Genomic DNA, 23,062 nt, shown 5'->3' on the forward strand with positions numbered 1-23,062 from the left:
TAGCAGGGAGGACGGCATGCTTAACTAAAACGGAAGATAATGGACTTTGCTCTGTTTGGGCAGGCGCAATGCTTTAAGAATTTGTCAAGGCCATCAAGTTTAAGGATTCAGTGTACAAAACATCAATTTAGAAGTATATTGGGGCGGAATAGACTAATTAAGTGATTTAAAAATAGTAATAGGTTATGAGTGCAAAATTAGGACTACTGGCTGTTATGGCTTTAAATATTTTAACAATGTCATGCAAGGCAATATCAGCCGATAACAATACTTCGATAGTTAATCCTTTACAAAATAATACTATAAATATTTATTGTGATGAAGATAATAATTTGTACCAATTACTATTGTCCAGCGAATATGAGGTAAAGCGTTATGAAAATATTGATAAAGCTCTAGATGGTACTTTAAATGGTCAGAGACTATTGATTTTCGCTAAAAACTATCCCGATCAAAAGACCGTACTACCCGCGAGTTTCTATAAAAAGGCCAAGGAAAAGAAGCTGAAGGTCTATGTAGAGTTTCCAGACCGTTTGTCGACCGAAGCTACGGGAGAAATAAAATCTACCGAAAAAGAACGATTGGTGGTCACTTCTGACTTTTTTGGAGAGCATCTTAAACCGTTAATGATCTTGGATGCAGGTCTTTATAAATATGTAAATGTGCCTGCAAGGGCCTCCCACCTGAACGGAGCCAAGGTAGCGGGGTTTAAAACAGCCGTTTATGGTCTTGAAAACACCCCAAATTCCCCCATTTTATTTGAAGATGGGGATGTGTTGGTATCGACCACCAAGTTGAGCGATTTCAACAAAAGTCGGTATTCTCCCCATAATGCATGGCGGAACGCTATAGGAGGAATCCTGTCCCACTTGGATATAGATATTAAAGAAAAAGCTATACAATGGGAACCCATAGTACGGCCAACCTTCGATGCTTCGACAGCTATTTCCTTGGATGACTATCGCACCGCGGTAGATCGCGGTGCGGAGTGGTACGATAAGGCCAGGTTTCTCATTCATCCGGAATGGAAAGATCAGTGGCGCAGTATCGATACTTTAAAATTACCTGTCGGCCCTCCAATGGATCTATCACTGCCTTCGGGAGATGGTTTATTGGGTGTTATGGAAGGCCACTACTCCTATATTAACCCCGATGGGAGCCAACAATACCGATATTGGCTCCGTGCCGATTGTGTAGCCGAGACCGCAATGACTTTGGCAACCGCGAACGGGATAAAACAAAATTCTAAATATTTGGAAACCGCCACCAACCTAATGGATTTTGTATTTAATTCGGAAACCTTCAAAACTATCAGTAGTATAGATCCAAAGCAATCTTCCTATGGACTGATAGGATGGGCTGATACGAATAAACATCGATATTATGGTGATGACAATGCCCGTGTGATCCTTGGTTCGGTACTGGCGGCACAGACGATGATGAATCCCAAATGGGACAAGCAGATATTGGAACTGATTCTGGCCAATTTCCGGACCTCTGGCTATAAAGGGTTTCGAAAAGGAGCGTTAAATGGTAAAGATATAGACCAAACCACTTGGCAGGTACTCATGGAAAGGGATCTGGAAAATATTGCCCCACACTACGAGTCATGGATTTGGGCCACCTATCTCTGGTTGTACGATAAGACAGGCTACACACCTTTGTTGGACAAAGCCAAGAGAGCTATTTCCATTACTATGGAAAACTACCCAGCAAATTGGTTATGGACCAATGGGCTCCAACAGGAACGTGCTCGGATGATTCTGCCACTTGCGTGGCTGGTGCGAGCCGAAGATACAAAACAACACAGGGATTGGCTCCATTTAATATGCGATGATCTATTGGAACATCAGGTAGACTCTGGGGCATTTAGGGAAGAATTGGGAATTGGTGATAATGGAAGATACGGTGCGCCAAAGTCCAACGAAAGCTATGGGCATGCTGAAGCTCCCGTAATTCATATTAATGGAGACCCAGTGGCAGATATGCTCTATACCACAAACTTTGCGTTTTTTGCTCTGAACGAAGCTGCACAGGCAACACAGGAACAAAGATATCTGACAGCTATCGACAAACTGGCAGATTTTCTGGTTCGTATTCAAAGCACCTCTACTGGAAGGGCAGATCTGGATGGCTGTTGGTTTCGTGCCTTCGATTTCGAAGATTGGGAATATTATGGTTCCAATGCTGACCATGGCTGGGGTGCTTGGGGAACCCTAACAGGATGGACACAGAGCTTTATCACTACAACTTTGGCACTAAAACTTGAAAATACGAGCTATTGGGAGAAGACTAAGAAATCTACAGTAGGAACCGAAATTGAAGAAGTTTGGCAACAAATGTTGCCGGGAATAGCACATTGATTTAAAGGCCTTGGCGTTTGATGTAAAAAAAGTAAAATTATATACCCCTGAAATCACAAAATTCGAAATTTCGATGATACCGCCTAAGGGAGGCTTACTATATTTGGAGTAAAATCTTATCATTGCAGTTTATGAATATAAAATCTGCCAATACTCAATTATTAAATTTTATGCGATTCAGTTTTATTTTCTTAATGCTCTGTTTTACCAGTGTTTTAAGTGCCCAACAGATAATAGACCTCAAGGATTATGGGGTTAGGGCCAATTCCTTTCAGGATGCAGTACCGGCAATTACCCGAGCTTTGGCCGATGCCGCGAAATATGAATCTGCCGTAGTGCGATTTCCAAAAGGGCGTATCGACCTATGGCCTGCCGAAGCTGCCAAAAGGGAGCTTTATGTTTCTAACGCTACCGAGTCCGACTCTCTGAGCAAGGTTAAAAATGTGGGTATTCTATTGGAGAATATGAGTAACATTACCTTGGAAGGGGATGAAACTATCATCATGAGCCATGGTAAAATGGTACATCTGGCGAATATTAATAGCCGGAATATTACTGTAAAAAATATAGGTTTCGACTACGAGCGGCCTTCTATGTCCGAATTCACAATATTGGAGGTGACAGATGATTTTGCCTTGGTGGAAGTTCATCGAGATTCTCGCTATTCAGTTATCGATCAAAAAGTGGTGTGGTATGGCGAGGGTTGGAAATCAGGGAAATTACATACTATCAAATTTGACCCAGACCAGGAAGCAATGTATTATTTTAGGAACCCGGCTTTTGAAAATGCCGTTGCTACGGACCTTGGGAATGGCCAAATTCAATTCCGAGGAGATTTCACTAATGTGGGATTAGCAAAGGGTGATGTTTTAACGATGCGGGATACCTACCGCGATTGTTTGGGCGTACTCAATCATTTTTCAGAGAATTTAACCTTTGAGAACATAGGCTTTCATTACATGCATGGTTTGGGGATGGTAAGCCAATTTTCGAAGAACATTTCCGTAAATGGTCTTAGAGCGAAACCTAGGTCCGAAACAGGAAGGATTATTGCCGGTTTTGCCGATTTTCTTCATTTTTCCGGTTGCTATGGTGAAATTTCCATAGAAAACAGTCTTTTTTCAGGATCTCATGACGACCCCGTAAATGTTCATGGGACCCATTTGCGAGTGGTCGGCCACGAAGGGGATAGGATAAAAGTGCGGTTTATGCACCATCAGACTTGGAACTTGATGGCCTTTGAAGCAGGGGATTCCATTGGCTATGTGGACAATGAGAATCTTTTGGTATATGAAAATGTGGTGGTAAAAAAGGTAACAAAACTGTCGAAAAGGGAGCTGGAACTAAAATTGGACCGCCCGGTGCCAAAGGAATTGAAAGAGAAGCATTGTGTGGAAAACCTCACCAAAACCCCTGAATTAGTAGTGAGGAACAATAGATTTGAACATACCAATACACGAGGACTTCTAGTTACAACCCGAAAAAAGGTAGTGATAGAGGGTAATACTTTTTTTAGAACCGGCATGCATGCCATTCTTATTGCCAACGACTGTAATTCGTGGTATGAATCGGGAGCGGTAAAGGACCTTACGATCAGGAATAATAAATTTATTGAATGTGGTTACAATTCCTTTCCCAATACCTATCCCATTGCCATTATGCCGGAGACCCATAGTTTTGTAAAGAATCAATATGTTCATTCCAATATTAGTATTGTAGATAATGAGTTCACGCTTTTTGGTCCCCCATTATTGTTTGCTAGAGCCACGAAGAATATTACTTTTGAACGCAACAAGGTGCTGAAAGGAGACCAGGATATTTTTCCTATTAGTACTCAGCCCATGTTTTTTTTGGAACACTGTGAGGATGTTAGTATTCGGTCGAATGTTATGGATACCAATGGAATGGAAACTATGATCCAGACCAAGGGTATGAAAAGGTCACAAATAAAGTATGATGCCAAAAACAAATTGCAACTTATTACAAAATAGACTTCTGTTTTAAAGCGGAATGTACTTTAAATAACGACAAAGAACCGAAAGAACAAACCCAAGAATTTACAATATATTAAACCAAAATATTCAATAACAATCCCAGTAATGAAGCATACCACTGTAATACTTAGTATTTTATTATTGATCACATCGTGCAGCACCGAAAAAAAGGAATCGCCGCGGGAACCCCTGAAAATATGGTATGATAAACCGGCCTTGGCAACTGTGAAGGACAATCCAAATGGTTGGAAAGACGATGCGGAATGGCTAAAGGCGCTCCCCTTGGGCAACGGATCCTTTGGGGCAATGGTGTTTGGAGATGTTAATTTGGAGCGAATCCAATTGAATGAAGAAAGTATGTGGTCCGGTAGTCCGGATGATAATGATAATCCAGAGGCATTTGCCGCTCAGGCAAAAATTAGAGAGCTATTGTTCAATGGCAATTACAAAGAAGCTACCGAACTTACCAATAGTACCCAGATCTGCAAAGGGGAGGGCTCTGGGCATGGGAATGGGGCCGAAGTTCCTTTTGGATGCTTTCAAACCTTGGGAGACCTTTGGATAGATAATGGACAAAAAGAGCCTTATGAAAACTACCATAGGGAGTTGGATCTTGATGATGCCATAGTACGCATAAGCTATACCCAAAATGGGGTGAATTACAAAAGGGAAATCTTTACCAGCTATCCCGATCAGGTTATGATAGTTCGATTTACAGCGGATAAACCTGGTCAAATTTCCTTCAATGCTACTATGGACCGGCCTGAGAATTTTAAAACTTATTCTGAAGATGAGCAGTTGATCATGTCAGGGGCATTGCCCAACGGTAAGGGACAAGATGGATTGCAATATATGACCCGACTAAAAGGCGCCAATAAAAAAGGTGCTTTGCAATATGTAGGTGATAGACTGGTAGTTGAAAATGCGGATGAAGTCACTCTATATTTATCAGCCTCAACAGATTATGTTTTAGATCCACCAAATTACAAGGGCCGGGATTATATAAATATTACTGAAGCCAATATAAATAAGGCCTTGGCCAAATCTTTTGATCAGCTATTATTAGATCATACCCAGGAATATCAAAACTACTTTAAGCGAGTAAGTTTGGATATTACTCCAGACCCTATAACTTCTATGCCGACAGGTACCAGATTGGAAAGGTACAAGGAGACCAAAAATGACCCTCACCTAGAGGAATTAATGTTTCAGTACGGGCGATACCTTTTGATCTCCTCTTCCAGACCAGGTACGCTACCCGCCAATTTGCAGGGGATTTGGGCCAATAAAATTCAAACTCCATGGAATGGGGACTACCATACCGATATAAATGTACAGATGAACTATTGGTTGGCAGAGACTACTAATTTATCAGAATTGCACATGCCATTGTTCAATTTAATCACCTCCTTGGTGCCTTCGGGCGAAAGGACTGCTGAGGTACAATATCACAACAAGGGTTGGGTGCTTCACCCCATCACCAATGTTTGGGGCTATACCTCTCCTGGGGAAAGCGCCTCTTGGGGGATGCATGCTGGTGGCGGGGCATGGTTAAGTACCCATATTGCAGAGCACTATAATTTTTCAAAGGACAAGGATTTTTTAAAACGGATGTATCCTGTTTTAAAAGGCTCGGTTGAATTCTATATGGACTGGTTGGTAGAAGATCCCAAAACAGGGAAGTTGGTATCCGGACCTGCAGTTTCCCCTGAAAATACCTTTATCGCGCCAGATGGCAGTCGAAGTCAGATCAGCATGGGACCTGCCCATGATCAACAAGTAATCTGGCAACTTTTTACCGATTTTCTTTATTCTTCCAAAGAACTTGAAATAAGCGACTCCTATGTCCAAAAGGTAAGCCAAGCAAGGAATTCCCTTTTAGGACCAAAAATAGGCAGTGATGGCCGTTTAATGGAATGGGCAGAGGAATTTGAGGAAGTAGAACCGGGGCATAGGCACATTTCACACCTATTTGCCCTTCACCCTGGAAATCAAATCAGTAGGATAGAGACTCCCGATCTTGCAGCAGCCGCTGGGAAATCCTTGGATTATAGAATTGCCAATGGTGGGGGAGGTACGGGATGGAGTGCAGCCTGGCTCATTAACCAATACGCGCGTTTGGGCAATGGTGATAAAGCCAAGAGTAGTTTGGAAACCGTCCTCAGCAAAAGTACTGCTGCTAATTTATTTGGACTGCATCCGCCTTTTCAAATGGACGCTAATTTTGGAACCACCGCAGGAGTAGCAGAAATGCTTTTACAAAGTCATTCCGGAGCCATAGAGTTATTACCGGCCTTACCTAAAGCCTGGCCAACGGGCAGTGTAAATGGGCTTAAGGCAAGGGGAGACATAACCGTAGATATGAAATGGGAAAATGGACAACTAATTTATGCCAATATCCTGGCACCTGAGGAACAAGAAATCAAAGTTTCATACGGTACATTGAAAAAAACCATTCAGTTAAAGGAAAAAGAAATTTTCAAGTTTGTAATGGACAATCCCAACTAATTAAGAAAGCTGATGTGAGTTGGTAGCAAAAGGAACAATAGGAAACTATTGTTCCTTTTTTGTTGGATACTAACCTCCAAACCCCTAAGTTATTAATGCCAGGGAGCTCTTTTTTATCATCAATCCTTAAACTGGGTCACATCATCGCTCAGATCAAAAACGGTAGCACCATTCAATTGGCTTTCTAGAATGCTACTTCCTGCCGCACTACGATAACCGCCGCCACAGTGCACCACAATGGGTTTGTTGGAGGGGATTTTGGCTGCTGTTTCCCGCAATTGGTTCAAAGGATGGGTCAATGCACTGTTAAAGATTTTGCCCTCGGCCACCTCGCTCTTGTTGCGAATGTCTACGATGGTATAGTGGTCGGGATTGTTTTTAAAATCCTGAAGATCCAATAGAGGTGTTTTAACCAGGTTCTCTTTGGGAAGGGTCAATACCATTTGCAGTTGCTTTTCATATCCAATTTTTGCCACTCGTTGCAAGACTGTTTCCAAATCCTTTGGAACGTCTATGGCCAAGCTGAATTTTTCCTCTGGTTTTATGATGGCACCCAACCAAGTTTCAAAGGGAGCGTCTTCAGAGGAAGCCTGAATGTTGATGCTTCCTTTTAGGTGTCCTTTTTTAAAAGCGGATTCCTGGCGCACATCCACAATCAATCCTTCTGTGGTGGTTTTCAGTTTAAAAGGTACTTCAGCAATGGCATTGCGAAGCATTGCAGCACCCTGCCTGTTCACGTCCACGTTGTACCCAAAATAAGAAGGAATAAAGGGCTGGCTATCTAGCAACTCGTTTATAAATTGTTCTTGTGTCTGTTTCTTAAATGCCCAATTGTCCCTACGCTCATTCCCCAAGGTGCTGCTGCTGGCATCGGTTTGGCTCTTTCCACATAGCGAACCGGCACCATGGGCAGGGTAAATGATGGCCTCATCGGGCAAATTTTTGAACTTATGCTGTACGGTATGGTACATGGATTCGGCCATTTCTTGGCGTTTGGACTTCATATTGCCGGCTTTTTCACGAAGGTCAGGTCGGCCTACATCGCCAATAAGCAAGGTGTCGCCTGTAAACAATATGGTCTCCTTTCCTTCTCTTGCAACTATGGAAATACTGTCCGGCGAATGGCCGGGGGTGTTGATGGCATTAAGGGTTGTTTTTCCAATTTTAATGGAGTCCCCTTCATCAAAGGGTTTATGCGGATAATCCGCTCCCAATTTTTTACTGTTGTAGATGGTTGCCCCGGTTTCTTGGTGAATTTGCCAATGCGAACTCACAAAGTCGGCATGTGGATGGGTTTCAATGACCGCAATGATCTTGGCCTTATTGGTCTTGGCGAAAGCATAATACTGCATAGGATTGCGCTCTGGATCTATGATTGCCATTTCCCCATCACTGATTAGGGCATAGGAATAATGTGCTAAGGGTTTGTATTCAAACTGTTTAACTTTCATAGTCAATTTTGTTTAAAGGAATAACAATACAATCTGTAAAAAAATATTCGGCTACACGGGCTCTATCAATATAAGTATTGCGTCTAAAGAAAAATGTGTGAGCTAATTTAAGTTGAAGTCAAAATTGAGAGGGAACAGGATTGACTCTTACGCTGCGCTGGCTCTTTGGGCCTTGAGGGTGGCTTTACAAGGAAAGCTCCAGCGCTGTTGCGCTGTCATTTTTTTATGTCGCCTGCTTAAGCAAGTACACTTGCTCAGCATACTCCATAAAAAAAAGCCTTTCATTTCTGAAAGGCTTTCCTAGTAGCGGGAACTGTTCTACATCTTCTGAATGTCTATGATTCGGGTAAAATCGAAAACCTCTAAAATACCTGTAATCCCTAGTGTATTTCATGTATTTGATTTTTTCAGAACCATTAGAATTTTAATTCATTTTGTTAATGTCGGGAAAATATCGGGAAAATTTTTCTATATTGTATTGAATTTGAAAATATGGCAAACATCAAATATTTGGTTAAATCCAAAAAGAATCCTTCGTCCCTTTATGTAAGGTTTTATAATGGTAGAGCATTCGATATCACTTGTAATACTGGATATCTAATTAACCCCAAAAGTTGGTCGATGAAGCAACAGAGAATTACGACAGGGGCAACTACCGCCTTCGATGCTTCAACTATTAATCCTAAATTAATTTCGCTTAAAGAATTTATACTGGTAAGCTTTAATCAGCATTATTCTGATGGTGGAGTATTAAATAAAGATTGGTTAGATGGAGTTGTGTCAAAATTCAATAATAGACCAAGCAATGAAACATCGGACAAGGAAATATATTTTGTTCCTTTTGTTAAGGATTATATAGAAGGTTCCAAAGAAAGAATTAACCCTTCTACAGGTAGAATTATTAGCCCAAGAACAATTCAAAAGTACAATACAACTCTAAGTAGGTTGGAAGAGTTCCAGGAAAAGGAAAAAGTTGTACTTAAAATATGGGACATAGATTTGGCTTTTCATAGAGCTTTTCTTTCTTTCTTGAAAATTGAAGGTCAATACGGAGCAACGACCATTAGTAAGTATATTGATCAAATTAAAAGTTTTTGTAAAGAGGCCAAGACAATTGGCTTAAAGGTTAGTCCAGAATTTGAACATAGAAACTTTACGGCTAGAAGGGAAAAGCCCATTGATGTATATTTAAATGAACTGGAAATAGATCTGATTTTTAAGGCTGATTTTACAAGTAATCCACGGTTGAACAATGTGCGCCAATTGATGTTAATTGGTTTGTGGACTGGCCTACGTATTTCAGATTTACGTAAAATTCATGAGCATAATTTTACCGATAATCAGATTGAGATTGTCGATTCCGTGAAAACTGGAGGAACAATTAGAATTCCCATTCACCCACATATCAAATCGGTTTTGAATGAAAACAATGGAGAATTGCCAAAGGTAATTTCGGACGTGAAGTTTAATTTGTATATGAAAGAGGTCTGCGAAAAGGTTGGGATTAATCAAATGGTCATGGGCAGTAAAATGAACCCAGAAAAGAAGAGGAAAGAAAAAGGATATTACCCGAAATATCAATTAGTCTCATCACATACTAATAGGAGGTCATTTGCAACTAATCTTTACGGAAAACTACCTAATCAGACTATTATGGCTATTACTAACCATAAATCAGAGCAGCAGTTTATTAAATATATTAAAACCACCCAAGAGGAGCATTTTGAAAAGGTAAAAGAGTTATGGAGTACGAACATGGATTAATTGTAGCTAAATCAAATTAGTTTTCAATATGGATAAGAATTTGCAGTTCAGTCAATTGTTTAAAGATCATGCCCCGAAAGGGTCCTATTATATCCACCAAGGAGATTTGATTATGCATCCCTTTTATTTTGTGGAAGAATACCTTAAGAAAGAATATCCAGCTGAGAATCTTAATAAATTTGAAGAAGGAATTAGTTTCTATAATAGATTAAAGGATGTTCAGGCGCAAGCATTCAGGCGATTTGAGTTTGAATATTGCTTAATACCTCAAAATAAAATCATTTATTTAAATGAAGTTGTAAATATTTTGTTGACCATCAGAAATCAGATTACACGAAGTAGTCAAAGCAATTTTTATAATGATGATTATTTGGGTTTGATAAGAATTGTTCTGCAGGACATTTTAAAAGAGATATTTGTTTCATATCACCTTGATTTAAACAACAGTAATCGTACGGTTTTATCCAAGTGGTTCTATCTAAAGGAGTCCATAGTATCTTTTTCATTCACTAGCCACATAGATGAAAAAAGGTTAAAGGATTTATATAAAGAGTATTTGGTGAGGCCTGAGTTTATTGCTTATTCAGATTCCTTTGATACGTTCAAGTGCTTATTCGAAGGTAGACGTATGGAGAATAAAATTAATTGGATAGATCAAAAGTCTTCATTATTTCTGTTTATAAGGCTTCTTAGAAATTATAAGATAATAAGAAATACAAAAAATAAGCACTGGCTTATTACTTCAGAGTTTTTTCTTTTGAAAGGTGAAACATTAGTTCCAGCTGATTTTCTGAACCAGAAAGAAACTCAAAATCAGGAAAAGCGCAAAAACCTAATCGCATTTGTTAATCATTTGGTGGATTAGCACTCTTAGTTGTAAAAAAATTATTTATGGGGTTAATTTAGTTAAACTACGAAGGTAAATTATTAATTTGTATATACTTTAAAATCAGCTATTTGTAATTTAAATAAGTGTATTTTAACTAATTTATTGACGCACACTCTTAGTTTTAAAACAGAGTATCTTGAGGTCTTTACATTTGTTCGTAATTGCGGTCATAATCTTTAAAATTTTAATTATGAATAAAATGATTTTATCTCAGTATTCGGTAGATGAGCTAACCGATAGTATTACAGAAAAGCTCTTAATGAAATATAATGAGCAGAAAAGCTTCCAAACCCCACCAAATTCAAAGAAAGAATTTTTAACTCGAGAAGAAGTGGCCGAAATGTGCAATGTCAAAGCATTAAGTACATTGTGGAACTGGAGCAAGCAAGGAATTTTAGTTCCAATGGCTAAGGCAGGAAGAAAACCACTTTACAGGTATGAAGATGTGATTAATTTTTTAAATGGAAAGAAAGGAGGAAGTTATGCTACAGTCTAAAACCGTAAGCTTCTTTTTAAATTTATATCAGAAAGAGTCTGATATAAATTTGCAGGAAGTGCTTTCAATTATCAAAAAAGGTTCCATTCAAAAGGAATTGATTTTGTCTATTAGAGATCAACAGGCTACAGGTGAGGATTACAGTAGTAGTAAAAGGAAGTTGGCATCATTTACTCCATGCGGTACCTTTAAAAATTCACATAAGGCATCAGATTTATCAGTGTATTCAAAATTAGTGGTTTTGGATATAGACAAACTTGGGGAACGCAAGATTAAACAAGTTAAGAAAAGCGCAATAGAATGTCTTTATTCATACGCTGTATTTATCTCGCCATCAGGCACGGGACTTAAAATCCTTATAAAGGTAGATACTGATAAAGATATGCATGATGTTGCCTTTGAACAGGTCAAAAATCACTATGAATCTTTAATGGGAGTAGAAATTGACCAGAGCGGAAAAGATGTGTCTAGATTATGCTTTGTTTCTTATGACCCAGAGCTTTATTATAATCCAGAGTCCAATGAATTTAAAATAATAGATACTTTTTATGCAGATTACCAATCGGCTATAGCATCCACAAAGGGTAAATTTAAATTTATTGAAGGGGAACGGAACAATTATATTCATTTCTTAGCTTGTAATTGCAATAGGTTAGGTATTCCAAAGACCGTTACAGAGCGTTTTGTGCTTAAAGACTATGGTTATGATAAAACGGAGGTCTTGAATACAATAAAAAGTGCATACATGAATAGTGCCGAGCTTACTAATAAGGAGGAAGGTAAAAAAGCTCAATTGGAGGAATTCCTGAGAAGGAATTTCAATTTCAGATACAATCTGTTCACAAGTTCAATTGAGTATGGGAAATCGGCTGAAAAAAAGTTTGAAGTGCTAAATGACTATAAACTGAATTCCATATTAAGAGAATTAAAAGGTAATGGTGTAAATACTTCGAGGGAAGGTCTATATAATATATTGAATTCTGATTTTACAGCCATATTTCACCCTTTAAAGGATTTTGTGAAGGATTTACCTAAATGGGATGGTAAAACAGATCATATAGGAGAATTAACATCTAGGATATCAACCGATGATGATGTCTTTTTCAAGGATGCTTTTAAACGCTGGTTTGTGGCTATGGTTGCCTGTGGTTTGCATGATGATATTGTTAATCAGACTGCAATAGTATTTTCTGGGGAACAGGGCATTGGAAAATCTACTTTCATTCGAAATTTATTACCCTTGGAATTAAGAAGCTACAGCTATTCTGGGATGATAAACCCAAATTCAAAAGATACCCTTATTCAACTTTCGGAATGTCTCATAATAGATATGGATGAGCTTTCCAATTTAACCAAAAAAGGAAATAACGAGCTTAAAGAGCTAATCACTAAAGCAAGGATTAAGGTTAGAAGACCATATGCCAGAATTGATGAAAACTTACCTAGGAGAGCTTCGTTTGTCGGTTCGGTGAATGATGAGGAATTTTTGACTGATACGACGGGGAATAGAAGATATCTCTGTTTTAGGGTAAGTAAAATAAATTATTATGGGAATATAAATTATAAGGGCTTGTATTCTCAGGCAGTGGCATTGTTTGACCAAGGGTTTAAATACTATTTTGATGGAGAGGAGATTGAGCTATTGAACATGAGAAATGAGAGTTTTAGACAAAGGTCATTTATCGAAGATATAGTAATTGAGAATTTTCAACCTAGCATCAACAATAAGAGAGCCGATCATTATTTAAATTCAGGGGAGTTTTTAGTGTTGCTTAAACAAAAGTTTGGTGTTAACATGGACAATACCAACAATATCCAATTGGGCAAAACTCTTAATAAACTGGGTTTCGAAAAGGTTAAGCGAGAAGGAAGAAGAGTTTATGCAATAGATAAGGGTGGTAAAGCTGTGATGAATTTAAAAATAGCTTCATAATCAGTCAAGCAAATGGGGGTGGGTAGGTTAAGTAGTTTTCTTATAATTAGCTTTTTTACTAGTAAATAGTATTTAATACTAAGAACGAGATAAATGTTGCAGCCATCCACCCTAACCTGCCCCCATCCCCTTTTTTTTCAAAAGGTAAGCTGTGAGTCATTGCAATGTGTGAGGTAAAATATAACGAACTACTTAGTTTTTCAGTCACAACCCTCTTGGGGTGTAATCCAAATAAACTATTTTAGTATTTATAAAAGGGGGGTATAGTCAATAACCATATTCGATTCATAACTCCAATTAAAATTAATAATATTGAGTACGATAGGCTATCATAAATCAACAACAAAAGAACTACTTGCTATTAAAGATCGAGTAAGGAATTTAATAGACCATTGGGGTGAAGATGGAAGGTATAAGGAGGCTGTTATTAAAACTATGATTCAACGTTTTTTACCTGAAAAGTTCAGAATCGGAACTGGGTTCGTTGTACACCAAACTGCTAAAAAAGGTGATCACAAATCTTCAAATCAAATTGATTTAATCATTTATGACACAAGTTATCCGATACTCTTTAAGGAAACAGATTTTGTAATCTTAACTCCAGATTCAGTAGTTGGAATTATTGAAGTTAAAGCAAATGCTACTAATCAAGGACTTGCCAATATCATTAGAAAGGCAAATGAAAATGCGAAATTTATATTTGATGCTAAATCTGACAAGACAAAACCTTTATTTAACGGGATTTTCTCTTACGAATCAACTGTAAACAATGTTCAAACTGTTTCAAGTGCAATATATGTGCCTTGGACTGAATTATGCGGACAAGAAAATCGTCAAAAATTTTGTGTCAACCATATTTCATTGAATCAAAATTGGTTTTATAAATTTTGGGAACACAAATTTAATGAAGAAAACCAACCACATTATATTTATGAAATTAGAGAGTTATCATTCTCTTTTTTTATTTCAAATTTAATGGATTGGATAAGTGGAAGGTCAGTTATGGAGAATAGTAATTTATGGTTTCCTATTGATAAATCATTTCAAATAAGAAAAACATTTTAACATTATGAAATACATTCAACCAAAGGTATTTGAAAAATCATACACTTGCCCTCATTGCGGAACTATCTCACAGCAAAACTGGTGGAAAAGAAAATGGAATGGAAATGACCATATTCAAGCCGAAAGCACACCTTTAAGAGTGGGTATATGTCAACACTGCGGAGAACCTTCTATCTGGGTAATGGATAAAATGTACTACCCAGACTCTGGAAATGCTCCATTCCCTAACCCTGAAATGCCTCAATCAGTGCATAAACTTTATACTGAAGCTGCTGCTGTACATACTAAATCACCAAGAGGGGCTGCTGCCCTATTAAGGTTATCAATTCAAATACTTGCTAAAGAGCTTGGTGAAGAAGGCAAAAATATCAATAAGGATATTGGAAATCTTGTCAAAAAGGGATTGCCTGAAATAGTTCAAAAATCCTTAGACATTGTTCGAGTTACTGGAAATGATGCAGTGCACCCTGGTCAAATTGATACTGATAACCCCGAAACAGTAAATCAGCTTTTCAATCTTGTGAATATAGTGGTAGAATATATGATAGCCTTACCGAAACAAGTAAGTGGGATATATAACAGTTTGCCAGCTGACAAGGTTAACGGTATCAATGACCGAGATAAAAAATAGATGTTGCTAACAAATATTATAACAACATAATTATTGCGTAAGTACAACACTTTGATAGTGCTCAATACATAGACCATTAGATGTAATTTAATTAGAACTCTTTATAATATGTTGATTTTTATTGATTCGAATATTTTCTATAATAATTGGTACTTAGAGAGCGCAAATTTTAAAAGCTTTCTCAATTATGTTGAACGAACAAACACTAAAATATTAATTTCAGAAATTGTCTGTAGAGAGGTCGATAATAGTTTTTTGACTGAAATGGCAAGTTTACAACAGACTTTTAAAATAGCACTAAATCGCTCTAAGTCCTTAATGAATAAATCTTTAAACTTAGATTTAAAGGAGTTGGATACTAGCTATTCTTTGCGACAAATAATACTAAAAAACACTAAAAAAGTAGTTTACCTACCATTTGATAACATTGAAAATTCAATATTGGTTGACAGAGCAATAAAAAGAATAAAACCATTTCAAGATAAAGATAAAGGATTCAGGGATTCTCTTATCTGGTTGTCATTGTTGGAATATCTTCAAAAGCAAAAAGGTAGTGAAAAGGTAATATTCATTAATAATAATGCCTCTGACTTTTTTAATAATGATAAAACTGATTTACATTCTGATTTAAAAAATGACATCGAGGAAGCTCAACTAAAAAATGATTTTAAAGTATTTAAATCTATTAATGATTTTATTGGTGGAAGGGCAGAAGAAATACATCAGAATTTAACTGATGAAGACATTTTAGAAAAGTATATATACCCTTTTGAAGATGAAATTCAGTTTCAGTTAGACCTCTATATAAATGAACAAACGATACAATGGTTCAATCAACTTTTAAGAGATAGCTCTACTAGTTTTAGTACTATTAACTATGTTACAGATTTTAGTCTTGAAATTTTCGAAGGAATTGAGGATCCAGAATTATTGAACTGGTCCTTTTTGGCTAAAGATTTAATATTCATTGAACTATCATTTATATTAAGAATAGTTAACATAGAATTTACAATACCTAGAATCGTTTACGATGATGATAAATTTTTGCTCAAAAAGGAACTTCTGGACATTAAAAGAAGTAAGGATTATGTTACAATTAATACAATTAGAAGAGTATTTGTAAATACATCATTTAATATTAATATCGAAGACGAGGAAGATGTTCAATTTGTTGATTTAAGTATTAACGAATTCACGATCTGAAAACTACACATGACAAAAACTCCTTTAAAGAGTGTTAATCCAGAACTTTAAAGTTGTTTTCAATAATTGTGATTGGTTAATGCGAAAATAGACCATAAAAAAAGACTAATAATTTTTTCTGTAAATTAAAAATATGGAAGTAATCAATTCATTTTTTAGTAACATTAAAGACAAGCTAACAAATCCCTTTTTTGGAACATTAATCCTTGTTTTGCTGTTACATCATTGGGAGCTGATATTTGGGGTTTTTAATTTTGATGATGGTTGGACACTAGATAACAAATTAATATTCATTAAAAATTATATTACAACTAACATAACTTTAAGCTCCTTCCTTTGGGATGCTTTACAGGCATTAATTTACATGTTTTTAGGATATTTAATTGTTGTTCTTACAAGAAGTGTCGTTATGTGGGTTGAGTTTTGGCTTATGCCACTTATTACAGGTAAGATAGTTAATAAAAATGTGGTCAGAAAAGGAGAGTATGATGAGGTGGTAAAGGAACGTGAGCAATACTTCGACCAATACGAAGAACAACGAGAATATGTACGGAGCTTTTCAAAAACTATCGATGAACAAACTGAACAAATAAAGCAAAAGGATAAAAACCTCTTACAACAAAGTGAGCATATCAGCAAAACAGTTAGCAAACTTGATTCTACAGTAAAGGAATTAGAAAAATTACAAGCTGACAATGGAACAAAAAATACTCAAATAAAACAGCTTGAAATTTCTATGGCTCAGCTGCAAACAGAATATGATATACGGTCAGAAAAATTGACACTATTTGAGCATTTATTTTTTGATGAAGAAAATCAAAAGTTTTATTCTTCTATTAACAAATTTCCCCCTGAAGTTACAAACAAAGTTCGTGAACTGAAGAATGAAAATAGATGGAATGCATTTTTAAGTTTAGGAAATTTTTTTCAAAACGGAGGTTCTTTGGGAGGTGAATTATTAACTGAAATGACTAATAGAGGACTAGCTGTTGAAGTAGATAGGCGTCATGGTTTGACTCCTTTAGGTAAAATAATTTATCATTACAAAAATATTTTCGAAGAGGGTTTTGATGAAAATCTTTTGCTTTTACTGGAATGAAATCAACAATGATCTGTTCTACTTTATCGTAGAGCTGAAAAGAAAAAGTATTGTTCGAAACATAGTATAAATTTAATTGCAAATTAAACCTCCTATTAAAATGACACCGCAAGAAATTGGGCTTATTGATAACCGAAATGAAAAATTGTGGAGTGATTTAAATAATACACATTCAATATCAATTGAATTAAATGATTATCCAAATTATGCTAGTGATTCAGAAAATAGTAATTCTCGAATTATCGTTCCAAAATACGATATCGATATAAATGCGTTCACACACGAACTGCTGCATATTTTAATCCGACAAAAGGAACTTTATTTGGGTTCTAGTTTTCGCCATTTGATAATTGGAAGTGAATTGTTATCACAACTTTTATCGGACCAATTACTCGAGCATTTTAGCAATTGCATGGATCATATCAAAATGTTGCCTATTTTTTTAGAATTAGGATTTGACAAGAAAAAATTCATCAAGGATTATGATGTAAATAAATGTACCAAATCCGAGATACAACAACTTAGGCAGAACTTTAAAATAAGAGGTAAATATTATGGAGAAGCAGTAGATTTCTATATTGCGAAATATATAGCTATAAAAGCTGATCCAAAGCAACACATCAATTATACAAAGTCATTGAATGAATTAAAAAATCTAGATTCGAATCTATTCTCAATTTTAGAAAAAGCTGTTGAGGACTGGAAAACAATGCCATTTGAAAAGGAAAATATTTGGGATGATGATTATAATTCAATCTCATTTGAATTATATCAAAGTCTGTCAAACTGGACAGAAGGAAAAACATTTTTATAACCTATAGGTATCGACTAAACCAACTAAGACAAGGCCAAGATTATAACTTGACCACTCGGTAATTATTTAATAAACCAGCCAGAACTGGCATTGCAGTTGAAGATGTTCTTTACCTCCCCTTCCTTTTCCTCTATAATGTAAGCAAATCTAATTTTACCGTCTTTTCCGTAAAACTCAAAGGTTGAATGGCCAATAATACAAAGCCCGCACTTCCCTCTCTGCATAATCGATTCGGTAAACCCTAATTCCTTAGCGTAATCAAATTGACCCTTTAAAAAGTCTAAGAAGCGATACTTGTCTAGATCGTCAAAAAGTTGTTCTTCATTAATCAGAGGTTCTAATATAGAAGCATCAAGTTTTGTACAAGCTTCGATAAAACTATGGACAATCATTTTCGCTGTCTCGCCTTTGCCAGCAACTTGCTTTACTTTTAACTTTATAAGTTCCATAAGCTATAATCAATGGTTTGTGATATCTACAATCTTGAATAATTTTTAAATTGATCCTAGTGACTGGATGTTTATTAGTTCAAGTGTTACTTATTTGGGATTAAAGGATATTTAATGACATTAAGGGATATTTAATCATTATTGGAAATTGGCAACGGCTTTCTGTTTTCCTTCTTTAACCTATCAGAAAAAGACCATTTATTGTTTGGAAATTGATGGGCATTTAAAGGAGGATATACATTGTATTACAATTTGGTTAAATTATGGAATGCAAAACCCCGCAATAAAAAAATGGCATCATTTTAATAATGGGCTCCGTTACACACCAAAACAGTACCCCCTACCTGAATTTAGATCTTTGAGTTTTTTCGGGTACCCCCCCCTTTAAGTTTATAAGATGGATTTAGATTTTAAACAGCTTTGGAGTTTTGATAGAATTATACCAAGTTTATTTACTTCGCTTGAATGTCGGGAAGAAATCGGGAATAAAAAAAGCCATCTTGCTGATTTTCAACTTGATGGCTTCTGATTTAGTAGCGGGAACTGGACTCGAACCAGTGACCTTCGGGTTATGAGCCGCAGAAATACTGGTTTTATATGGTATCATATGTATTTATATAGTTGATAATCAAGAAGTTAAGTTTTAGGTCAAAACAGCAGAAATCATATAAAACCCCAAAATGTTTTAGGTATGTTTTAGGTAGAATGTGGTCATTAGTGTATCTTAGAGGAATATTTTATTAAAAATGGCCTCGATAAAGATAGTGCTTTGGAAACATGATAAAAAGAAGGACGGTACTTTTCCATTGGCCGTTCGAATTACCCAAAATAGAAAGACACGATACATATTTACAGGTCAATATATTTTGGAAAAAGATTGGAACAAAGATTTGGGTAAGGTTAAAAAATCTCACGCCAATTCAGCAAGGCTGAATAATTATCTACTAAAAAAATTGACTGAAGTCGATAGTATCGCTTTAGAAGCGGAAGGGTCAAGGGAGTTCATTTCCAGTAAACAAATCAAGAACAAGGCTAAGCATAAAGGGAGAACGGTTTCGTTTTTTCAATTTGGGTCGCAACGTGTAATAAACAAATTTCAGTCAGGTTCCTTTTCCACCTGTAAAGGGGAACTTTCAATGTTGTTTAACATCCGTGAGTTTTTAAAATGGAACAGATTTGAAGAGCGAGAACAAGTTATCAAAGGAATTAAAGACCGGCGACGAAATCGGGTAGGTCAGTCCAGAAAGTTTGGATATAATTTTTTAGAACATGTAAAAGGCGAATTTGGGAAAGAAGCCTTGCTCTATTTTGAAGACATCACCGAGGCATTTCTAAGCAACTTCAAGGTGTTCTGTATTTCTTATCTAGATCATAAGACCAGAACGGTTACCAATCATCTTATTTATATTCGCACCCTCTTTAACGCAGCCATAAAGGAAGGTATCGTGGAAGCCAAACACTATCCTTTTGCAGGAGAAAAGGAGCGTATACGTATAAAACCAACACAAAAAATCGGTTTGACAAGAGAAGAGATTAAACTCATTGAAAATGTGGAATTGGAGAAAGATACGGCTATGTGGCACACCCGAAATGTTTGGTTGTTCTCTTATTATTTTGCCGGAATTAGGATTTCGGACGTGTTGCAAATGAAATGGTCTGATTTGATGGATGGACGTCTCTATTATACTATGAACAAGAACGAAAAGCCATTGAGCCTTAAAATTCCAGATCAGGTCAAGGGGATATTGGATTTTTATAGACCCTTACGCCAGTCAAATAATGATTTTATTTTCCCCTATCTTAAAAAAGCGAATTCCAATAGCAAGCGGGACGTATTTGTAAAAACGCGTAATGGCACCGCTGTACTTAACAAATACCTAAGGCAGATCGCCGAAAAATGTGGGATTACAAAAAACCTATCCAACCATATTGCCCGCCATTCTTTTGGGAATATCGCAGGGGACGCCATTTCACCCCTAATGTTGCAAAAACTTTATCGCCATAGCGATCTGAAAACGACGATTCTATATCAAGCAAATTTTATTCATAAAGATGCCGATGATGCTTTGGATGCGGTTTTAAATTCTTGATGACTTTAAGAAATTTTGAGTTTTATGTCAAAATAAAATATTTTAGAACTGCACGTTATTCTAAGTATCTAGTGCATGGTTGTATAAGAGTTCGAGTCTTACCGGCTGTACTACAAGGAAAAGCTGAATTATGGAGTCGGTTTTTTTGTTTTGGTAAAACAATGTTAAAACTAATGGAAATTTTTTGGAACAAGATCAATTGTTAAGTTTAAGTAAAAACTACACAGAGTAAGCAAACTAGATATAACTGTGACCTTTTAAAACAACTTCTATTAATTTACTTACTTCGACTTTGTTTGAAATGGTAAATTAAATTTCGGAACTGACTGCCTTTAAAAAAAGTTCACTAGTAATATGGACCAAGTTTTATAAACTCAAAAAAAGTATGAAATTAGTCAGGTTTATTTGGCAGAGGATTAATACTGATTTCTCTGAATAATAAGAATAAAATATGATGCACCTCTTCGCTAATTGATTGCCTAAGTATGGCAAACGCTTTGGTGATATGCGCTTCAACCGATTTAACAGAAACCTGTTTGTACTCGGCAATTTCCAAATTTGTCAGACCATCATGTTTGCTCAACATAAATATTTCCTTACATTTGGGAGGTAGGTTCTGAATTCCCTGCTTTATTAAATTTAGTTTTCGCTCTAAAGCATACTTATCTTCATTTTCAACTAAATTGATTAGTGCATCAATATATTTTTTCTCTAAAGGGACTACTAATTTTTGTTTCCGATATTCATCTATAAATTCGTTATAAACTGATTTATATAGAAAACTTCTAATTTCAAAATCACACTTCAATTGATCTCGTTTCTTCCAGGTACGAATAAAAACGTTTTGTACAATATCTTCAGCAATGTTGTGATCATTGATAAGACTATAGGCATAAATACAGAGTTTGTGATGGAAGTGATCCACAAGGACGGTGTACGCTTTTGAATCCCCTGATTTCAAGGCTTCAATAAATTGTGAGTTATTCAAATAATTGTCAAGCATATCGTAATTTGATAATAATTAGCTTATAATTTAGGTAATTTATAAAAAAATATACCAAAAAAGTTAGGGTTGTGTAAAATTCATACGTATTAATTGTAAATAGTAGAATGAACGAGCAAAAAGCGAAAGCTTTAATAACCAAATTCTTGACCCATCAGGCCTCTCTTGCCGATTTGGATAAACTGGAGATTTGGCTGAAAGATGCAGGGAATGAACAATTGTTCAATTCCTATGTTGAAACAAATTTTGCAATTGAACACGAAATGAAACAATTCGACGCCAATAAATTAAAAAGTAAGTTGCAAGATTTAATGTTGGAAGAGAAGAGGACCGTAAAATTCAAAAAAACGCGTCAAATCATAAGTTATGCCGCTGCCGCGGTTGTAACAGGTTTATTGGTCACAGGATATTTCCTTAAGGACAATATCTTCACTAAGACTGTTGAAACACAACCAAGAATAATTAGCAATAATATTAATATCGGTTCCGATAAGGCAACCTTGACCTTGGAAGATGGTTCACAAGTTGAATTGGAAAAGGGGAATACCTTTCAAACACAAAATGTACATAGCAATGGTGAAGAAATTGTGTATTTGGCAAAGGAAAGCACCACTAAAGAAGTGGCGAATAATATTTTAACGATACCGAGGGGGGGGATGTTTCATTTAGTTCTTTCTGATGGATCAGAAATATGGTTGAATTCCGAGTCACAAATTAAGTATCCGGTAAACTTCATAAAAGGACAAACCCGTAAAGTTGAACTGGTATACGGTGAAGGGTACTTCGCTGTTTCTCCAAGCACTGAACACGAAGGCTCAAAATTTATTGTTTTTAATCAATCTCAAGAAATAGAGGTGTTGGGCACCGAATTCAATATTAAGGCCTATAAGGAAGAAACAAAAATATATACCACCTTAGTGGAAGGCAAAGTTGCAATTAGTACGGGATCTACAATAAATATGCTGAAACCTTCTCAACAAGCAAGCCTGAACCTTAATGATGACAGCTTAGCTATAGCTACCGTCAATGTTTACAACGAGATATCCTGGAAAGAGGGTGTTTTTAGTTTTCGTAGAAAACCTCTAGTGGAGATTATGAAGGTGTTATCGCGCTGGTATGATATCGATGTTAATTTTGAGAGTCCTGAACTTGAAAACGCACTATTTAATGGTGCGTTGGGTAAGGATCAAAATATTGAAGATATTTTAAATACCATAAAAAACTTCGGAGTCATTAAGGATTATGAAATTATTAATAAAACTATACTATTAAAATAAAATAAAATAAAAAAAGGGAGCGAAGGAGAACAT

At 36.2% G+C, this 23,062-nt stretch carries 17 protein-coding genes; 14 read left to right on the forward strand and 3 right to left on the reverse strand.

The features are described 5' to 3' along the window. Positions 1 to 185: 185 nt before the first annotated feature. The 3 genes from MWU82_RS11160 to MWU82_RS11170 all read left to right on the forward strand — a co-directional run bounded on the left by MWU82_RS11160 (position 186) and on the right by MWU82_RS11170 (position 6,865). On the forward strand, positions 186 to 2,363 hold the full coding sequence (locus MWU82_RS11160; RefSeq protein ID WP_247096441.1) for a hypothetical protein: 2,178 nt from the start codon (positions 186 to 188) through the stop codon (positions 2,361 to 2,363). Between the two features lie 131 nt (positions 2,364 to 2,494). Beyond that, a complete protein-coding gene (locus MWU82_RS11165; RefSeq protein ID WP_247096442.1) occupies positions 2,495 to 4,354 on the forward strand; it encodes a right-handed parallel beta-helix repeat-containing protein in 1,860 nt (619 codons plus the stop codon). 108 nt (positions 4,355 to 4,462) lie between these two features. Then, positions 4,463 to 6,865 carry a glycoside hydrolase family 95 protein gene (locus MWU82_RS11170; protein WP_247096443.1) on the forward strand — a complete coding sequence of 801 codons (2,403 nt, stop codon included), beginning with the start codon at positions 4,463 to 4,465 and terminating at the stop codon, positions 6,863 to 6,865. A gap of 119 nt (positions 6,866 to 6,984) precedes the next feature. On the opposite strand, the gene MWU82_RS11175 is transcribed toward MWU82_RS11170, so the two are convergent. Continuing rightward, the gene (locus MWU82_RS11175) at positions 6,985 to 8,316 is read right to left on the reverse strand and encodes a rhodanese-like domain-containing protein (protein ID WP_247096444.1); all 1,332 of its coding nucleotides are present in this window, start codon (positions 8,314 to 8,316) and stop codon (positions 6,985 to 6,987) included. A gap of 621 nt (positions 8,317 to 8,937) precedes the next feature. Here MWU82_RS11175 and MWU82_RS11180 point away from each other — a divergent pair. The 9 genes from MWU82_RS11180 to MWU82_RS11220 all read left to right on the forward strand — a co-directional run bounded on the left by MWU82_RS11180 (position 8,938) and on the right by MWU82_RS11220 (position 18,210). Next, positions 8,938 to 10,080 carry a phage integrase SAM-like domain-containing protein gene (locus tag MWU82_RS11180; protein WP_247096445.1) on the forward strand — a complete coding sequence of 381 codons (1,143 nt, stop codon included), beginning with the start codon at positions 8,938 to 8,940 and terminating at the stop codon, positions 10,078 to 10,080. A 28-nt stretch (positions 10,081 to 10,108) separates the two neighbouring features. After that, positions 10,109 to 10,945: a hypothetical protein gene (locus MWU82_RS11185; protein ID WP_247096446.1), complete on the forward strand. Its 837-nt coding sequence runs from the start codon at positions 10,109 to 10,111 to the stop codon at positions 10,943 to 10,945. 214 nt (positions 10,946 to 11,159) lie between these two features. Beyond that, positions 11,160 to 11,465, forward strand: a complete 306-nt coding sequence (locus MWU82_RS11190) for a helix-turn-helix domain-containing protein (RefSeq protein WP_247096447.1) — start codon at positions 11,160 to 11,162, stop codon at positions 11,463 to 11,465. Continuing rightward, positions 11,431 to 13,398 carry a VapE domain-containing protein gene (locus MWU82_RS11195; protein ID WP_247096448.1) on the forward strand — a complete coding sequence of 656 codons (1,968 nt, stop codon included), beginning with the start codon at positions 11,431 to 11,433 and terminating at the stop codon, positions 13,396 to 13,398. The genes MWU82_RS11190 and MWU82_RS11195 overlap by 35 nt, the downstream gene beginning before the upstream one ends. A gap of 312 nt (positions 13,399 to 13,710) precedes the next feature. Next, entirely contained in the window at positions 13,711 to 14,463 is a 753-nt protein-coding gene (locus tag MWU82_RS11200; protein WP_247096449.1) for a DUF6602 domain-containing protein, read from the forward strand. Positions 14,464 to 14,467: 4 nt separating this feature from the next. Continuing rightward, the gene (locus MWU82_RS11205) at positions 14,468 to 15,094 is read left to right on the forward strand and encodes a DUF4145 domain-containing protein (protein ID WP_247096450.1); all 627 of its coding nucleotides are present in this window, start codon (positions 14,468 to 14,470) and stop codon (positions 15,092 to 15,094) included. A gap of 108 nt (positions 15,095 to 15,202) precedes the next feature. After that, positions 15,203 to 16,297: a PIN domain-containing protein gene (locus MWU82_RS11210; RefSeq protein WP_247096451.1), complete on the forward strand. Its 1,095-nt coding sequence runs from the start codon at positions 15,203 to 15,205 to the stop codon at positions 16,295 to 16,297. Positions 16,298 to 16,430: 133 nt separating this feature from the next. Next, positions 16,431 to 17,396 (forward strand): hypothetical protein, encoded by a 966-nt coding sequence (locus MWU82_RS11215; RefSeq protein ID WP_247096452.1) that lies wholly within the window; start codon positions 16,431 to 16,433, stop codon positions 17,394 to 17,396. 100 nt (positions 17,397 to 17,496) lie between these two features. Then, entirely contained in the window at positions 17,497 to 18,210 is a 714-nt protein-coding gene (locus MWU82_RS11220; protein ID WP_247096453.1) for a hypothetical protein, read from the forward strand. A 62-nt stretch (positions 18,211 to 18,272) separates the two neighbouring features. Here MWU82_RS11220 and MWU82_RS11225 read toward each other — a convergent pair whose 3' ends face one another. Further along, on the reverse strand, positions 18,273 to 18,659 hold the full coding sequence (locus MWU82_RS11225; protein WP_247096454.1) for a hypothetical protein: 387 nt from the start codon (positions 18,657 to 18,659) through the stop codon (positions 18,273 to 18,275). A gap of 746 nt (positions 18,660 to 19,405) precedes the next feature. On the opposite strand from MWU82_RS11225, the gene MWU82_RS11230 reads away from it, so the two are divergent. Continuing rightward, on the forward strand, positions 19,406 to 20,749 hold the full coding sequence (locus tag MWU82_RS11230; protein WP_247096455.1) for a tyrosine-type recombinase/integrase: 1,344 nt from the start codon (positions 19,406 to 19,408) through the stop codon (positions 20,747 to 20,749). A gap of 391 nt (positions 20,750 to 21,140) precedes the next feature. On the opposite strand, the gene MWU82_RS11235 is transcribed toward MWU82_RS11230, so the two are convergent. After that, positions 21,141 to 21,752: a sigma-70 family RNA polymerase sigma factor gene (locus tag MWU82_RS11235; protein WP_247096456.1), complete on the reverse strand. Its 612-nt coding sequence runs from the start codon at positions 21,750 to 21,752 to the stop codon at positions 21,141 to 21,143. A gap of 107 nt (positions 21,753 to 21,859) precedes the next feature. Between MWU82_RS11235 and MWU82_RS11240 the strand changes: the two genes are divergently transcribed. Next, positions 21,860 to 23,029, forward strand: coding sequence for a FecR family protein (locus MWU82_RS11240; protein WP_247096457.1), 1,170 nt, complete (start codon positions 21,860 to 21,862; stop codon positions 23,027 to 23,029). The last annotated feature ends 33 nt before the right edge of the window (positions 23,030 to 23,062 follow it).

The sequence above is a fragment of the Arenibacter sp. S6351L genome, from assembly GCF_023016025.1.
Taxonomy (GTDB): domain Bacteria; phylum Bacteroidota; class Bacteroidia; order Flavobacteriales; family Flavobacteriaceae; genus Arenibacter; species Arenibacter algicola_B.

What these genes read in the sequence shown, in the direction of transcription:
- MWU82_RS11190 (WP_247096447.1), top strand. Translation starts at nt 11,160, where the DNA reads ATGAATAAAATGATTTTATCTCAGTATTCGGTAGATGAGCTAACCGAT.
- MWU82_RS11220 (WP_247096453.1), top strand. Translation starts at nt 17,497, where the DNA reads ATGACACCGCAAGAAATTGGGCTTATTGATAACCGAAATGAAAAATTG.
- MWU82_RS11215 (WP_247096452.1), top strand. Translation starts at nt 16,431, where the DNA reads ATGGAAGTAATCAATTCATTTTTTAGTAACATTAAAGACAAGCTAACA.
- MWU82_RS11230 (WP_247096455.1), top strand. Translation starts at nt 19,406, where the DNA reads ATGGCCTCGATAAAGATAGTGCTTTGGAAACATGATAAAAAGAAGGAC.
- MWU82_RS11185 (WP_247096446.1), top strand. Translation starts at nt 10,109, where the DNA reads ATGGATAAGAATTTGCAGTTCAGTCAATTGTTTAAAGATCATGCCCCG.
- MWU82_RS11165 (WP_247096442.1), top strand. Translation starts at nt 2,495, where the DNA reads ATGAATATAAAATCTGCCAATACTCAATTATTAAATTTTATGCGATTC.
- MWU82_RS11235 (WP_247096456.1), bottom strand. Translation starts at nt 21,752, where the DNA reads ATGCTTGACAATTATTTGAATAACTCACAATTTATTGAAGCCTTGAAA.
- MWU82_RS11195 (WP_247096448.1), top strand. Translation starts at nt 11,431, where the DNA reads ATGGAAAGAAAGGAGGAAGTTATGCTACAGTCTAAAACCGTAAGCTTC.
- MWU82_RS11160 (WP_247096441.1), top strand. Translation starts at nt 186, where the DNA reads ATGAGTGCAAAATTAGGACTACTGGCTGTTATGGCTTTAAATATTTTA.
- MWU82_RS11210 (WP_247096451.1), top strand. Translation starts at nt 15,203, where the DNA reads ATGTTGATTTTTATTGATTCGAATATTTTCTATAATAATTGGTACTTA.
- MWU82_RS11240 (WP_247096457.1), top strand. Translation starts at nt 21,860, where the DNA reads ATGAACGAGCAAAAAGCGAAAGCTTTAATAACCAAATTCTTGACCCAT.
- MWU82_RS11170 (WP_247096443.1), top strand. Translation starts at nt 4,463, where the DNA reads ATGAAGCATACCACTGTAATACTTAGTATTTTATTATTGATCACATCG.
- MWU82_RS11225 (WP_247096454.1), bottom strand. Translation starts at nt 18,659, where the DNA reads ATGGAACTTATAAAGTTAAAAGTAAAGCAAGTTGCTGGCAAAGGCGAG.
- MWU82_RS11205 (WP_247096450.1), top strand. Translation starts at nt 14,468, where the DNA reads ATGAAATACATTCAACCAAAGGTATTTGAAAAATCATACACTTGCCCT.
- MWU82_RS11180 (WP_247096445.1), top strand. Translation starts at nt 8,938, where the DNA reads ATGAAGCAACAGAGAATTACGACAGGGGCAACTACCGCCTTCGATGCT.
- MWU82_RS11175 (WP_247096444.1), bottom strand. Translation starts at nt 8,316, where the DNA reads ATGAAAGTTAAACAGTTTGAATACAAACCCTTAGCACATTATTCCTAT.